Source organism: Sphingobacterium pedocola (assembly GCF_015209965.1).
In the GTDB taxonomy this organism is placed as follows: Bacteria; Bacteroidota; Bacteroidia; order Sphingobacteriales; family Sphingobacteriaceae; genus Sphingobacterium; species Sphingobacterium pedocola.
The window spans coordinates 195,753-210,078 of record NZ_MU158692.1 but is presented as its reverse complement, the minus strand read 5'-3'; the positions used below and the strand labels follow the sequence as shown (position 1 = coordinate 210,078).

Annotated in this window: 15 protein-coding genes and 1 tRNA gene; 10 read left to right on the top strand and 6 right to left on the bottom strand. The window is 39.0% G+C overall.

The features are described 5' to 3' along the window. Positions 1-4: 4 nt before the first annotated feature. Complete coding sequence (gene truA / locus C4F40_RS19095; protein WP_196941017.1) at positions 5-772, bottom strand: tRNA pseudouridine(38-40) synthase TruA; 768 nt, start codon at positions 770-772, stop codon at positions 5-7. A gap of 251 nt (positions 773-1,023) precedes the next feature. Between truA and C4F40_RS19090 the strand changes: the two genes are divergently transcribed. Further along, entirely contained in the window at positions 1,024-1,497 is a 474-nt protein-coding gene (locus tag C4F40_RS19090) for a DUF4293 domain-containing protein (RefSeq protein WP_196941016.1), read from the top strand. 7 nt (positions 1,498-1,504) lie between these two features. Further along, on the top strand, positions 1,505-1,963 hold the full coding sequence (locus tag C4F40_RS19085; RefSeq protein ID WP_196941015.1) for a hypothetical protein: 459 nt from the start codon (positions 1,505-1,507) through the stop codon (positions 1,961-1,963). Positions 1,964-2,113: 150 nt separating this feature from the next. On the opposite strand, the gene C4F40_RS19080 is transcribed toward C4F40_RS19085, so the two are convergent. Beyond that, a complete protein-coding gene (locus C4F40_RS19080) occupies positions 2,114-2,653 on the bottom strand; it encodes a tetratricopeptide repeat protein (protein WP_196941014.1) in 540 nt (179 codons plus the stop codon). Between the two features lie 238 nt (positions 2,654-2,891). On the opposite strand from C4F40_RS19080, the gene ung reads away from it, so the two are divergent. Further along, positions 2,892-3,566, top strand: coding sequence for a uracil-DNA glycosylase (ung, locus tag C4F40_RS19075; protein WP_196941013.1), 675 nt, complete (start codon positions 2,892-2,894; stop codon positions 3,564-3,566). Here the strand turns inward: ung and C4F40_RS19070 are convergent. Then, positions 3,563-4,642, bottom strand: coding sequence for a DUF6695 family protein (locus tag C4F40_RS19070; protein ID WP_196941012.1), 1,080 nt, complete (start codon positions 4,640-4,642; stop codon positions 3,563-3,565). The two genes, ung and C4F40_RS19070, sit on opposite strands and share 4 nt — an antisense overlap. Positions 4,643-4,650: 8 nt before the next feature. Then, the gene (locus C4F40_RS19065; RefSeq protein WP_136901767.1) at positions 4,651-5,121 is read right to left on the bottom strand and encodes an Lrp/AsnC family transcriptional regulator; all 471 of its coding nucleotides are present in this window, start codon (positions 5,119-5,121) and stop codon (positions 4,651-4,653) included. A gap of 349 nt (positions 5,122-5,470) precedes the next feature. Between C4F40_RS19065 and sufB the strand changes: the two genes are divergently transcribed. From sufB to sufD, 3 genes are all read left to right on the top strand, one after another. Continuing rightward, a complete protein-coding gene (gene sufB / locus C4F40_RS19060) occupies positions 5,471-6,922 on the top strand; it encodes a Fe-S cluster assembly protein SufB (RefSeq protein ID WP_196941011.1) in 1,452 nt (483 codons plus the stop codon). A 67-nt stretch (positions 6,923-6,989) separates the two neighbouring features. Beyond that, positions 6,990-7,748 carry a Fe-S cluster assembly ATPase SufC gene (gene sufC, locus C4F40_RS19055; protein WP_196941010.1) on the top strand — a complete coding sequence of 253 codons (759 nt, stop codon included), beginning with the start codon at positions 6,990-6,992 and terminating at the stop codon, positions 7,746-7,748. 51 nt (positions 7,749-7,799) lie between these two features. After that, positions 7,800-9,107, top strand: a complete 1,308-nt coding sequence (sufD, locus tag C4F40_RS19050) for a Fe-S cluster assembly protein SufD (RefSeq protein WP_196941009.1) — start codon at positions 7,800-7,802, stop codon at positions 9,105-9,107. 119 nt (positions 9,108-9,226) lie between these two features. On the opposite strand, the gene C4F40_RS19045 is transcribed toward sufD, so the two are convergent. Both C4F40_RS19045 and C4F40_RS19040 read right to left on the bottom strand, forming a co-directional pair. Beyond that, positions 9,227-9,299, bottom strand: a tRNA-Gly gene (locus C4F40_RS19045). A 271-nt stretch (positions 9,300-9,570) separates the two neighbouring features. Then, a complete protein-coding gene (locus tag C4F40_RS19040) occupies positions 9,571-11,112 on the bottom strand; it encodes an NAD(P)/FAD-dependent oxidoreductase (RefSeq protein WP_196941008.1) in 1,542 nt (513 codons plus the stop codon). Between the two features lie 137 nt (positions 11,113-11,249). Between C4F40_RS19040 and C4F40_RS19035 the strand changes: the two genes are divergently transcribed. From C4F40_RS19035 to C4F40_RS19020, 4 genes are read left to right on the top strand one after another with little or no spacing between them, the layout of a single operon-like run. Continuing rightward, entirely contained in the window at positions 11,250-11,828 is a 579-nt protein-coding gene (locus C4F40_RS19035) for a LemA family protein (protein ID WP_196941007.1), read from the top strand. A 53-nt stretch (positions 11,829-11,881) separates the two neighbouring features. Beyond that, positions 11,882-12,316: a TPM domain-containing protein gene (locus C4F40_RS19030; protein WP_196941006.1), complete on the top strand. Its 435-nt coding sequence runs from the start codon at positions 11,882-11,884 to the stop codon at positions 12,314-12,316. 4 nt (positions 12,317-12,320) lie between these two features. Continuing rightward, positions 12,321-13,121: a TPM domain-containing protein gene (locus tag C4F40_RS19025; protein WP_196941005.1), complete on the top strand. Its 801-nt coding sequence runs from the start codon at positions 12,321-12,323 to the stop codon at positions 13,119-13,121. Beyond that, complete coding sequence (locus C4F40_RS19020) at positions 13,003-14,280, top strand: AhpC/TSA family protein (RefSeq protein WP_231390140.1); 1,278 nt, start codon at positions 13,003-13,005, stop codon at positions 14,278-14,280. Before C4F40_RS19025 ends, C4F40_RS19020 begins: the two co-directional genes overlap by 119 nt. The last annotated feature ends 46 nt before the right edge of the window (positions 14,281-14,326 follow it).

The window sequence follows — 14,326 nt, the reverse complement described above, 5'->3', positions numbered from 1 at the left end:
TCTTTCAATGTTGTTCTTTAATTGGGTCAATATAAGGATATTTTATCTGAGTGAGATACAATCCGTGTGCTGGAACTGAGGTGCCAGCTCTAGAACGATCTTGGCTGGCGAGCACTTCTTTTATAAATGAAATTGGTTGGCCCTTGGCACCAACTTCTAGCAATGTTCCAACAATGGCACGCACCATATTACGCAGAAATCGGTCTGCGGTAATACAGAAAACCAATTTTTCCGCTATTTCTTCCCATTTTGCTTCTGTTATCGTACAGATATTCGTGAATACCTGCGTGTTCGATTTGCTAAAACAGCCAAAGTCCTTTTTTCCCAATAACAGCTTCGCAGCTTCATTCATTCTTTGCACATTCGGTCGATCGCGGAGTTGCCAAGATTTATTGATTAAAAATGGATCTTTTGTGAAATGAATATGGTATTCATAGGACCGTTCGGATGCATCGAAACGAGCATGTGATTCGGGCGGCACTTCTAAAAGTCGTGATACGGAAATATCGAATGGCAGTACGGCATTAAGTGAATGTATGAAGCGGTCGGGATTATTTATAAGTTGTGCATTACCGCTGTCAAAGTGTACATATAATTGCTTTGCATGTACTCCAGTATCCGTTCTTCCGGCACCAATGGTTTCTACTCTTTCGCGCAATAAAGTCTGTAAAGCTCGGTCTAATTTCTCTTGCACTGATACAGCATTAGGCTGCATTTGCCAGCCGTGATACGCCGTACCGTCGTAAGCAATTTCTAAAAAAAAGCGTTTCATACCTTTCACCAAGCAAAGGTACATAAATTAGTAATGCGCTAGAATGTCTAGCAAGTTTAAAAGACGAAAAATGACGATGAACGTATGATTTAGATATCGAGATTGAATTGATAATAAACCAAATGGTCTTTTTTTTGTTTATACTATATTTCTATTTAAAAAAGTATGTTATTGATGGCAGATGAGTGCCCAAAGGCTTGGATTTAAGCGACAAGTTATCTAAGTTTGTTCAATTAAAATATCGATATTCTATGATACAACGTATTCAAACAATATGGTTACTATTAGCTGGTATTACGGTTTTTGGCTTATTTTTATTCCCTTATTTAAATTACAACGATTTAGTAGGCTTAGGGAAAAAATTATATGTGACAGGTTCCTATACCGCTGTGAATGGCGAACCTATAAAACAAGATTCGAATATATTACAGATGATAGCGACGATAGTCCTAGGTCTATTTCCTATTTATATTATTTTCCAGTTCAAGAATAGAAAACGACAGGTATTGTTGGTTTTAATAGAAATTTTACTGGTCGTTCTATTTTCGGTTTGGCTTATAGTGACGGCGAATAATGTCCTTTCTCTGACTTCACAATCTATTGGAACTAATAACATTGGGATTGGGTTTTTCTTACTACCGATAACAGTTATATTATTGGGAATGGCAGTTGGAGGCATTCGTAAAGATGAAAAAATTATCAAATCGGCGGATCGTTTAAGGTAACAGGAATATGCAAAAGATAATTTGGAACTGTATTTTTTCTATGTTATTTACCCATTTGGTGTCCGCGCAGGAAATAGATACTGCAACGGTCCTCGTGGATGAAATTCAGGTGGATGTAAAGAACGTCGCCCTTTCGATAAAAGGAGATACCGCTACCGTTGATTTGTTTTTAATATCATATCAACGGAATCCACGGGAGCTTAAGTTGAACACCTATGCCACGCAGATCACCGATTCGAAAGGAGATTTCCATTTATATGATAGCATGAAGATGGGAAGGGTGCTGATCTTATTGGCGCATCGTCAAAATTATCTTCATTATTTCATGGAAGAAGATGTTCCGGTACCTTTTCAAATCAAGGTGGCAAATTGGACTAGGGATAAAGGGAAACCTACACATGTAAAGCTCGTGTTTGAGGATAGTAAAGAAGAGGGTAGATATTTAGAGAGGATTGTGGAGTTATAATAATCAACGATCTTTTTTTACAATCCAAATGCGGAAGATTTGAATACAACTTTTTTACAAATCAAGGTAATGTAAATTGCTAAATACGGATCGGTATGTAATGATCTTCGTTGTGCATGAAAAAAGGCCAACAATTTGTTAGCCTTAATTTTATCTTGAATATCTAAACTGTTGTTTGTCCATCATCGTCATTTGTTCCTTCATCATCTTGATCTGATCAGCGAGCAATTTGTTTTTATCGGCCTTTTTAGCCTCCTGTAATAATTTTTCGGCTTCCCTTTTATTCCGTTTAGCCATCATTACGCCCGCTAAACTTAATTTTGCTAATGCAACGTTATGATCCATATGTAAGCCTAAAGTTAATGCCTTTTTAAAGAATTTTTCAGATTGCATGGGCGCACGTTGTGACTCGATAAGGCCTAGAAGCAAATGATAATAGCCTCGTTGAGCCGAAATAAGCTGTTTTTCGTAATCTTTAATTTTGTTCAGCCACTTTTCCGCATTGGCGATATTTTGTTTTCGAAAATACCACTGCGCAATAAGCATGTTTTCATTAAAGAAAACTGTTACCCAAGCTAGGATAGTGACCAGTATACCTAAAATACCCCATCCCCAATGGCCGAACCAAAACAAAGCAACGGTTCCCGCCAAAAAAAGACTACTAATTATTATGCGCACTAAATTTGACATCTCTCTTCTTCTAATTTACATACAAATATCCGTTAAATTGCGAAGTTATCCAACATGTTTACGTGATAAAAATGTAAAATTGTCTTTTTCTATAAATAAATTGTCAAAGGCAGAGAGGAGATTGAACCTTCTCCGTTATATGCAACGCGATTACAATTGCGCATTAAGGCAAATTACGAATAATATTTTTTCTGTTCGATTTTAGCGAATGCGACGTATTTTATCTAAGTTTGAGTGTATGAACACTAAATATCACGAAAGTTGGACTCCAATATTGAAACCCCTATTCGCTCGAGAGTATGTGAAAAGGTTATCTCTTTTTGTTCAGCAAGAGCGTAGACAGCATAAAGTTTTCCCTCCTGAAGAACTTGTCTTTAATGCGTTCAAACTTACCAGCTTTCCGGATATTAAAGTTGTGATATTGGGACAAGATCCTTACCACAACGATGGACAGGCTCATGGTTTGTCATTTTCTGTACCAGCAGGCGTTGCCTTTCCTCCATCACTAAAAAATATTTTTACGGAATTGGTTTCTGATATTCCTGGCTTTCGTTATCCCACAACGGGAGATTTAACCAATTGGGCAAAACAGGGAGTTCTACTACTGAATGCAACTATGACCGTCCGGGCTCATCAAGCAGCTTCCCACCAAAAGATGGGTTGGGAAGAGTTTACGGATTCAATAATCAAGAAAATCGCTGAAGAGCGAGAAGGAGTGGTTTTTTTACTGTGGGGTTCATACGCCCAAAAGAAGAGTGTATTTATTGATTCGTCGAAACATCTTATTCTAAAGTCAGCACATCCATCGCCCTTATCCGTATATCGCGGATTCGCTGGGTGTAAGCATTTTTCGAAAGCGAATACATACCTTGTCAGCCAAGGGAAGAAGCCGATAAACTGGCAGATTGATTAGGCATACAATTCTGTGGTGTCTTTATACATTTGACTCGTAATCGAAATTCGCTCGATATGATGGATTCTGTATTTGATTCCCTCTTGCTCGAGATGCGTAAATAGAAGATGACTGTCATAAACCACTTTCCAGGGTTTGTTGAAATCAATAGCTTCTTCTTTTTTGCCAATTACAATATACTCCAGCTCGCCTAATGAAGTGTAACGTTTTATAGTAAGCTTATTTTTGTCTGTCGGTTTAATAGCGTACCAAGCACCGTCTCCTACACCTCCTAAATACATCGCGTCCTTGGGAATTACAATCGGCTTTGATCGAAAATCTACCGCTCCAATTATTTGGTCATTGGGTAGGAGATTGGCTTTGTTGCGGTAAACATTATCTCGTAATTGTTTGACTAAAAACCAAAACGATTGCCAACGGTTCATTCTAAAGTTTTTTAATCCTTCTCCAGGAGTAAACGAATACACCATTCTATTTTTAGCTGTATTTACTACATTGCTAATCGGGCTAGCTTTTATAGTTTCTGGAATGTTAACCCCATGCCAAAAATGGTACTTCGAGGAAGCTCTCATAAGCATCCGAGTGATGAAACGAGAACAATTATTGTTGTTCCTAGCTATGGCGCCGTAAGGAAAGGTTCCTTCTTCTACGCAACTGTCACCATATTTCTTTGCTAATTGAAAATCAATGTTTTCCGTTACCGAAAAATAGACCCTTCCTTCTCCATACATAGCTGGTTTAAGCTCTTCAAAATGACCAATAATCTCAGATAGATTTATGATCTCATCGTTTTGAAACGACGCATTAATTTTGATTTCCAATCGTGGATCAGAAAATTTTGACCGTGCTCTACCATACCCTCTTGGCGTGATGTAACGACCAAAATCATAAAACAACATTTCGCCGTTTTTATGATTTACGAGCACTATGCCGGTATGGCCAACTTTAAAATTTAGATTTTTGACGATCCCGATTTTCTTGAAAAACATCATCCATTTTTCATCTCCCCTTATTGTGGCATCTGGCCAAGTAAGGATAATTGCAAAGTCTTTAAAGGATGATTTTTTTTTAAGCATAGGAATGGTTAGTATTCTAATGGGATGATAGGCTCTTTCTTAGATGTGGACATGATCATCATGGTTTGAAAGGTTTTAACGAAAGGTATCTTCGAAATCTTTTCCATGATAACAGCCTCATATGCTTTGATGTCTTTAACATATACTTTCAAGATAAAATCACAATTGCCGGTAACGTGGTGGCATTCCGTTACTTCAGGGATGGATTTTACCGCTTCCACAAATTCGGGAATAGCATTATGCGTATGAAAGTCCAAAGAGATCTGGATAAAAGATTTAATGCCGAGACCCAACATCTCTTCATCAACAAAAGCATGATAACTTTTGATAAATCCGCCATTTTCCAATTTGCGCACACGCTCTAAGGTAGGAGCGGGCGAAAGCCCGATGTTCGTAGCCAATTGAAGATTGGTGATGCGTCCATTTTCTTGTAACAACCGCAAAATCTTTAAATCTAATTTATCAAGTTGATATGTCATATTGCCCATTAATGATATCAAAGGTATGTAAACTTAGATAAATTTGCTTTTATATGCAATTTTAATCGCGTTGAATACGTCAAGTCAGAATCTAAAAACGTGATTATCACTAAAATCTATTTCTAAAATAAGTTTGAATAGATTTATCTTATTTAGGATCATTTTTATGTCATAATAAATAGAGTGAAAATGGGTCTATCATTAGAAGAAATGACTTTTAGCATAAATTTCGTCAAAAATCTGCTTAAACCACCAAGGAATACTGTTTTATTAAGGGATAAGTCGTAACTTTGTTGTCCGAAATGGGGTTAGGCTATGGCTTAAATCAGATAAAAAAAGGGAAAGAGTTATGAGTACCAAAGACGACGAATTACTTAAAGAGCTGGAGCAAGAGGAATATAAATACGGTTTTACAACCGATATTGAGATGGATATTGCACCAAGGGGGTTGAATGAAGATACTGTTCGCCTGATTTCTGCAAAGAAAAATGAACCCGAATGGTTATTAGAATGGAGATTGAAAGCCTTTCGTCATTTTTTAACAATGAAAATGCCTGCATGGCAAAACTTTGATAATCCAGAAATTGACTTTCAAGACTTATCTTATTACGCAGCACCAAAGCCTAAAAAGCAGTTAGAAAGTTTAGATGAGGTTGATCCGGAGCTGCTTTCTACGTTTGCTAAATTAGGGATTCCTTTAGACGAGCAAAAAATATTAGCGGGTGTTGTAGCGGTAGATGCCGTCTTCGATTCGGTTTCAGTAAAGACGACTTTCCGTGAAAAGTTAAAAGAAAAGGGCGTAATCTTTTGTTCATTTGGCGAAGCCGTTCAAGAATATCCTGAATTGGTACGCGCATATTTGGGAACAGTAGTTCCGCAAACAGATAACGTATATGCCGCATTAAATTCTGCTGTATTTTCCGATGGTTCGTTCGTGTATATTCCAAAAGGCGTACATTGTCCTATGGAATTATCTACCTATTTCCGTATCAATGCACAGAATACTGGGCAATTTGAACGAACCTTGATCATTGCGGATGAAGGATCGTATGTGTCTTATCTTGAGGGTTGTACTGCGCCAATGCGTGACGAAAATCAATTGCATGCGGCGGTAGTCGAACTGATCGCACAAAGAGATGCAGAAATTAAATATTCAACGGTTCAAAACTGGTATCCGGGCGATAAAAATGGAGTGGGCGGAATTTATAATTTCGTAACCAAACGTGGGATATGTAAAGGAGACAATTCCAAAATTTCCTGGACTCAGGTTGAGACAGGTTCGGCTATTACTTGGAAATATCCAGGCGTAATTTTGAAAGGTGATAATTCGGTCGGTGAATTTTACTCTGTAGCGATGACGCGCAATAAGCAGTTAGCGGATACGGGAACGAAGATGATCCACTTGGGTAAAAACACGAAGTCAAAAATTATTTCTAAAGGAATCTCTGCCGGAAATAGTCATAATAGTTACCGCGGGTTGGTGAAAATTGGTCGTAATGCCGATAATGCGCGTAATTTCACACAATGTGACTCTTTGTTAATTGGAGATCGTTGTGGAGCGCATACATTTCCGTATATAGAAAGTAAAAATAAATCGGCGAAATTAGAGCATGAAGCGACAACTTCCAAAATTGGAGAAGATCAGGTTTTCTATTTGAACCAACGTGGTATTGATTCCGAAAAAGCAGTGGGGTTAATCGTAAACGGTTATGCCAAAGAAGTATTAAATCAATTGCCCATGGAGTTCGCTGTCGAAGCGCAAAAGCTATTAGCAATTTCATTAGAAGGTTCTGTAGGTTAATTAAAATAATGAATGAAACATTGAGAAAGCGTCTCTTATCCCTATCTCAATACTCAATACTAAAAAAATGTTATCAATTAAGAATTTATACGCGTCTGTAGAAGACAAACAAATATTAAAAGGACTAAATCTAGAAGTTAAAGCTGGTGAAGTTCATGCCATAATGGGCCCCAATGGTGCTGGAAAAAGTACATTAGGCAACGTTTTAGCAGGTCGTGACTCGTACGAAGTGACAGGCGGGACAGCTTTATTGGATGGAGTAGATTTATTGGATCTTTCTCCAGAAGATCGTGCGCGGGAGGGTTTGTTTTTGGCATTCCAATATCCTGTGGAGATTCCGGGCGTCTCGAACATCAACTTCTTGAGAACGGCAGTAAATGATATTCGTGAATACAAAGGCCTTCCTCCGATGGAAGCGAAAGAATTCTTACAAATGGTAAAAGAGCGGCAAAAATTAGTCGAGTTCTCGGCAAATTTAGCTAATCGCTCTTTGAACGAAGGTTTTTCAGGTGGAGAGAAAAAGCGTAATGAAATATTTCAATTGGCGATGTTAAATCCTAAGTTATCAATTTTGGACGAGACAGATTCGGGATTGGATATTGATGCATTACGTATCGTTGCGAAAGGCGTAAACGAATTGCGTTCTAAAGACAATGCTTTTGTAGTTATCACACATTATCAACGTCTATTGGATTATATTGTTCCTGATTTCGTACATGTGCTACACGATGGCCGTATCGTAAAAACGGGTACGAAGGAATTAGCGTTAGAATTAGAAGAAAAAGGATACGACTGGTTAAAAGAATTAGATGCGCAAAATGCCTAATCGGTTTTACGATAATTAATTAAGGTAATGAGCGGATTGATAACAAATAACATGAGTACATTAGTAGCAAACTCTTTATTCCAACAGTTGAAGTCAACTTTCCAAGAATTGGAATCATCAAATGAACCGACAACGCTTAAAGCAATACGTCAAGAAGCGTTTGATCGTTTTGAGAAAGAAGGTTTCCCAACTGTAAAAAATGAAGACTGGAAATATACAAACATTCAAAATCTTGTCAATAAAACATATTTATTGAACGAAGATGTAGATATCGCAGATATTGATTTTAGTAAAGCTGATATTCCTAATTTGGATGCACACCGTATCGTGTTGATCAATGGTCAATATGTGATGGCATTTTCTTCTTTGGAAGATGAAATTGGAGTTACAGTAAGATCAATTGAAGATGCCGCTCAAGAGAACGGATTTGAAAAACATTTTGCACAATATGCGGATAAAACCGACAATGTTTTAGTGGCTCTGAATACCGCTTTATATACATCTGGGATTTATCTGTCCGTTGGAAAGAATAAAGTGGTATCTAAACCCATTCAAATTGTACACGTTGCGACTGGAGGTACGTCATTCTTTTCCCAAACGCGTAATTTATTTGTAATAGAGGCCAATGCAGAAGTGGAGTTTATCGAATCTTTCATTACATTGGACGGTACAGCAGAAAATCTACATAATAAGGTGACTGAAATTGTATTGGAGGAAAATGCAAAAGTGCAACATTATTATCTGCAGTTGGCCGCTGATACCGGGAGTTATATCAACCATACCGAAGTGTATCAACACCAATACAGCTTGTATAATAATTATAACTGTACTTTTCCAGGAGTTTCGTTCGTACGTAATAACATTAATGTACGATTAGATGCTGAAAATGTGGAATCGCATTTATATGGTATCAATTTGTTGTCAGATAATCAGTTTGCAGATAACCACACGATTGTGGATCATCTGAAACCTCATTGCGAATCATATGAATGGTACAAAAACATTCCTCAAGATTCCTCAACTGCAGTATTTAACGGTAAAATTTTTGTGCGCGAAGATGCTCAAAAGACAAATGCATTTCAGCAAAATAATAATATGTTGATTGGTGATAAATCGACGGTTTACACTAAGCCACAATTGGAGATTTTTGCAGATGACGTTAAATGTTCACATGGTTGTACGATGGGGCAGTTTGACGATGAGGCATTGTTCTACTTAAGGGCCCGTGGTATCGGTGAAGAATCCGCCCGTATTTTATTGGTTCATGCATTCGCATTTGATGTCACCTCCCGTTTTTCTAATGAGGCAGTACGTAAATACGTCGAAGACCTTGTTGCAAAAGGATTGGAAAGAAAATAATTTAATATAGTTTTAGCGAAGAGCGTTTAAGTGAAGACTTAAGCGCTTTTTTTTGGATCGTTGAAACCTAAAGTTCACAGAAAAGCCTTCGAAATTTTCGAAGGCTTTTGCATTTTATGAGCGAAAGACGAGATTCGAACTCGCGACCCCAACCTTGGCAAGGTTGTGCTCTACCAACTGAGCTACTTTCGCTGATTGCGTTACAAAGTTACGATATCGTTTGCTATCTGTCAATAGTATTTTAAAAATTAGATGGTCTATATTCCTTCTCCCGATCAATAAGTAACTAACTTCTCTATTAACTAGGTATATAGATATAAATAGTATGGTGTTTACAGGGGTATTAATAGGGTTTACCCCTATAACCCCCTGTAAACCCCCTGTCATTACCTTGTAAACACCTTATAAATGGATAAGATGATGCCCTTTTTATTAGGTTTTGAATAGAAGAGATAACGGGTGATTAAAGTTGTATAGCATCTACACAGTTGATGCCATCAATAGCCGCGGAAACAATGCCTCCGGCATATCCTGCACCTTCTGCACACGGGTATAAGCCGCGGACTTGTGGATGTTGTAGTGTGTCTTTATCTCGGGGAATACGAACAGGCGAAGACGTGCGGGATTCAACACCTACTAAGATAGCTTCATTTGTATAATAGCCACGCATCTTCTTGCCGAAAATGGGTAAGGCTCCTCTTAAGGCACTATGCACGAAGTTCGGGAACGCTTCTTTTAAATCAGCTGATCGGGTACCTGGCTTATAGGAATTGGTTGGCAAATTATTAGAGACCCTATTTTCTACAAAATCTACCATCCGTTGTCCTGGAGCGACTAACTTACCTCCTCCGAGTTGAAAAGCTTTTTGTTCTATTTGCTGCTGAAACTCCAATAAAGCAAGCGGGTTATTGGTGGCGTTAGGGATGTCGTCTATATTGATTTGGATGACTGTTCCCGAGTTAGCATGTGGATTGTTACGTTTGGAAGGGGACCATCCATTTACGACGATCTCACCATCGTTTGTTGCACAGGGGGCGATAATTCCACCGGGACACATACAAAAAGAAAATACTCCCCTGTCGTTTACCTGTTCTACTAAGCTGTAGTAAGCAGGAGGGAGATTTTCATGGCGTATAGTGCAATGGTATTGCGCGTTGTCAATGATTTCTTGGGGATGCTCAATGCGCACACCTAAGGCAAAAGACTTTGCTTCTAGTAACCAATTTTTTTGACGGAATAGCTCAAATATGTCTCTTGCAGAATGTCCAGTGGCCACGATTACATGCTCGGCATTTACGGTTTCTCCCCTATTTGTTTTTACACCTTGTACATTGCCAAAAGCTTCATTAATATCAACTACCTTCGTATCGAAGTGTATTTCACCGCCCATTTCGAGTATAAGTAAGCGCATACCTTCAATAATGTGGGGCAATTTATTTGTGCCGATATGAGGGCGGGCGTCGACTAGTATATCTGGTGTAGCTCCATGTTCGACGAATATGGACAGCACTTTATGTACATCACCACGTTTATTTGAGCGTGTGTATAGTTTGCCGTCTGAATAGGTTCCGGCGCCACCTTCACCGAAACAATAATTGGATTCTGGATTTACCAAGCCCTCTCGATTTATTGTTGCCAAATCTCTTCGACGCTCTTGCACGGGTTTTCCGCGCTCGATTAGAATAGGTTTTAATCCCCGTTCTATGCAACGGTATGCCGCAAAAAGTCCTGCCGGGCCTGCTCCAATGATAATAACGGGAGTGGCATCTTTGACATTTTTAACGTTACTTCTGAATACATCCACGGTCACCTCTTCATCAATAAAAAAAACGACACGTATGCGGTAGAAAACTTGGCGGCTCCTCGCATCGATGGATCTTTTGCGGATGTGAATGCCTTTGATTTGCTTTTTGTCGAGTTTTAATTTTTGAGCTCCTAGTTCTATAATATGGGTTTCATCGTTGATGAAATTAGGAACGATTGCTAATTCTATTTCTTTTTGCATGAGTAGCTGCTGGGGATTTATCCCAGAACATACAAAGGTAATAATTAAGTTAAAATTTAGAATAAACAGTCTTTAGCATTTGCATTGTCTTAACTTTTATTTGTATTTTTAGGCAAATATAGTTTGAAAAATTAGACATGAAAAGATTATTAGTCGCTTTAGCGGGAGTGTTTACAGCCCTTTCTTTTAGTTCTTGTGGTTACAACACAATGGTTTCAAAAGATGAAAATGTAAAAGGAAAATGGGCTCAGGTTGAAAATGCATACCAACGTCGTGCAGATTTGATTCCGAATTTGGTGGCCACGGTAAAAGGCGCTGCTGAACATGAAGAAAATACGCTAACAGCAGTCGTAGAGGCACGTGCTAAAGCTACTTCGGTGACAGTTGATCCGTCTAATTTATCGGAAGAGGCGATTGCGAATTATCAACAAACGCAGGATGCACTCTCTCAATCCATTGGTCGCTTATTGGTGAGTGTAGAAGCATATCCTGATCTGAAAGCTAATTCGAATTTTCAGGAATTGCAGGCACAGCTGGAGGGCACTGAAAATCGTATTTCGGTAGAACGTAGAGCTTACAATGAAGCAGTTCAGGATTATAATACAACGGTTAGAAGTTTTCCGAATAATATCATGGCTGGTATTTTTGGTTTTAAGGCCAAGGGGACATTTGCAGCGACGGAAGGAGCTGATAAAGCACCGACAGTTTCATTTTAGAAGATAGAAAGCATTTTATAGGGATAGGAAGAAGGGCGAATCAAAGATTAAAAATGGCAGTATTAAGCGCAGAGGAACAGGAAAAAATAGTTCACGCCATTAGTTTGGCAGAAAACAAAACATCAGGCGAAATCCGGGTAGTGGTAGAGAATACTGTAGGTGATGTGGATCCTATTACCAAGTCAAAACAGTATTTTGAGGAATTGGAAATGCATAACACCGTACTTCGGAATGGCGTGTTGATTTATCTCGCGGTAGCGGATCATCAATTTGCGATCATAGGTGATGCAGGGATTGATCAACATGTCCAACATGAGTTTTGGGAAAGTACCAAGGAGAAAATGATTTCTTTTTTTCGAAATGGAGATTATGTAAATGGCCTGATTGAAGGTATTCACGAAGCTGGAGATCAACTACAGCATTTTTTTCCTCGAAAAGAAGATGACATTAACGAACTTCCTAACGACATATATTTTGGAAAGCACTAATTGCATGAAAAAGGCGACTGTTGCTGTACTACTTTTTATCGGATTAAATCTTACTCCTTTATTTGGTCAGGATTTACCGCCCGCGCCGAGTAAATTGGTAAGCGATTTCACCAATACATTAAGTAGCAGTGAGGTAAATGATTTAGAACGAAAGCTCCTCGCCTTTGAAGATAGTACGTCTATTCAGATCGCCGTTGTTTTAATAAACTCTACTAACGGGTATGATATAGCAGATTACGCTGTACGACTAGCTCAAAAATGGGGTGTAGGACAATCAAAGTATGATAATGGCGTTATGGTTTTAGCAGCTCTCGGGGATCGGGCTGTTACCATTCAGACAGGATATGGTATTGAGGGTGCTGTGCCTGATGCCATTGCCTTCCGAATCATTGAAAATGATATTAAGCCAAATTTTCGTCGCAACGCATACTACGACGGTTTAAATTCGGCAACGAGTTCCATCATTGCATATACCAAAGGTGAATATAAGGCAGATTCTAAAGAAAAAGGGGATTCTCGGGGAAAGGGTAGCGGCGGACTGTTTGTTATTATTATCGTTGTTGTCGTTATTGCACTGATCTCTAGAGGTGGCGGCGGTGGTAAGAATAAAGGCGGGCGCATGATGGATGGTAAAGGAACTTCCGATCTATTTTGGTGGGCTTTATTGCATGGATTAGCGGGTGGCGGTGGTCGCTCCAGTGGTTCAGGAGGCTTTGGAGGCGGAGGTTTCGGCGGAGGAAGTGGTGGTTTCGGTGGTTTCGGTGGCGGAGGCTTCGGCGGCGGTGGAGCAAGTGGCCGATGGTAACACAATAAATAGTGAAAAATTACAGTTTAATAATATGAAGAATTTAATTTTATTAGGAGCGGCTTTAGTACCGTCTCTATTATTTGCTCAGGAGGACTATACGATAAAAGGCAAAATAGGATCTTTTAATTCACCTGCTAAGATATATATGCAATATGCTGATAAGGGTCAACGGTTAGTAGATTCTGCAGCTATCACGAATGGTGAGTTTAAATTTAATGGAACGGTAGAAGAACCTACACAGGCCTACCTGATTCTTTCTCCAGACGGACTTCCGCTTCGCGAGTTACAAAATCCCGATGTTAATTCGTTGTACCTTTCTAAAGGTGTTGTTAACGTAGCAGGGACAGGTCTAAAAGATGCTACGATTTCAGGAAACGCTCTTAACGAAGAGATGACGGTTTATAAAGAGCAACTGAAGCAGGTTGAAGGAGGTTTCAAAGCGCTTAACGCTGAATATGCAGCTGCTTCGCCGGAGAAAAAGGAAGATGAAGCATACATTGCGGAATTACAAGGCCGGGCAGGAGAACTTTATAAATTGCAGACGTCATTAAACGAACAGTTTATAAAGAATAACCCTAAAAGTTATATCTCGTTAAACCTAGTAGATGAGATGCTTACCCCTGAAACTATCGCAAGCTTCGAACCTGCATTTCAAAATTTATCTACTGATCTTAAAAACTCAGCTAAAGGCAAATCAATCACAGAAAAGATAGAAGGGATGCGTAAATTAGCAGTAGGGGCAACGGCTCCAGACTTTACATTGCCTGATACCAGCGGGAATGATTTGTCTCTTTCATCCCTGCGGGGAAAATATGTCCTAGTCGATTTTTGGGCGAGTTGGTGCGGGCCATGTAGACATGAAAACCCGTTTGTAGTGGCTGCTTATAATAAATATAAAGATAAAGGATTTACAATCTTGGGTGTGTCCTTGGATAATCCGGGTAAAAAAGACGCTTGGGTAAAAGCTATTGCAGACGATGAATTACAGCAGTGGTCACATGTATCGGATCTTTTAGGTTGGCAATCTGATGTGGTGAAATTGTATTCCATTCGTGGGATCCCTCAAAACTATCTATTGGACCAAGAAGGAAAGATTGTCGCTTCCAATTTGCGAGGAGCAGCTTTAGATGAAAAGCTGGCGGATTTGCTAAATTAATTCTCGATATATAAGAAAGGGCTTTAAGTTTTTAAAGCCCTTTCAC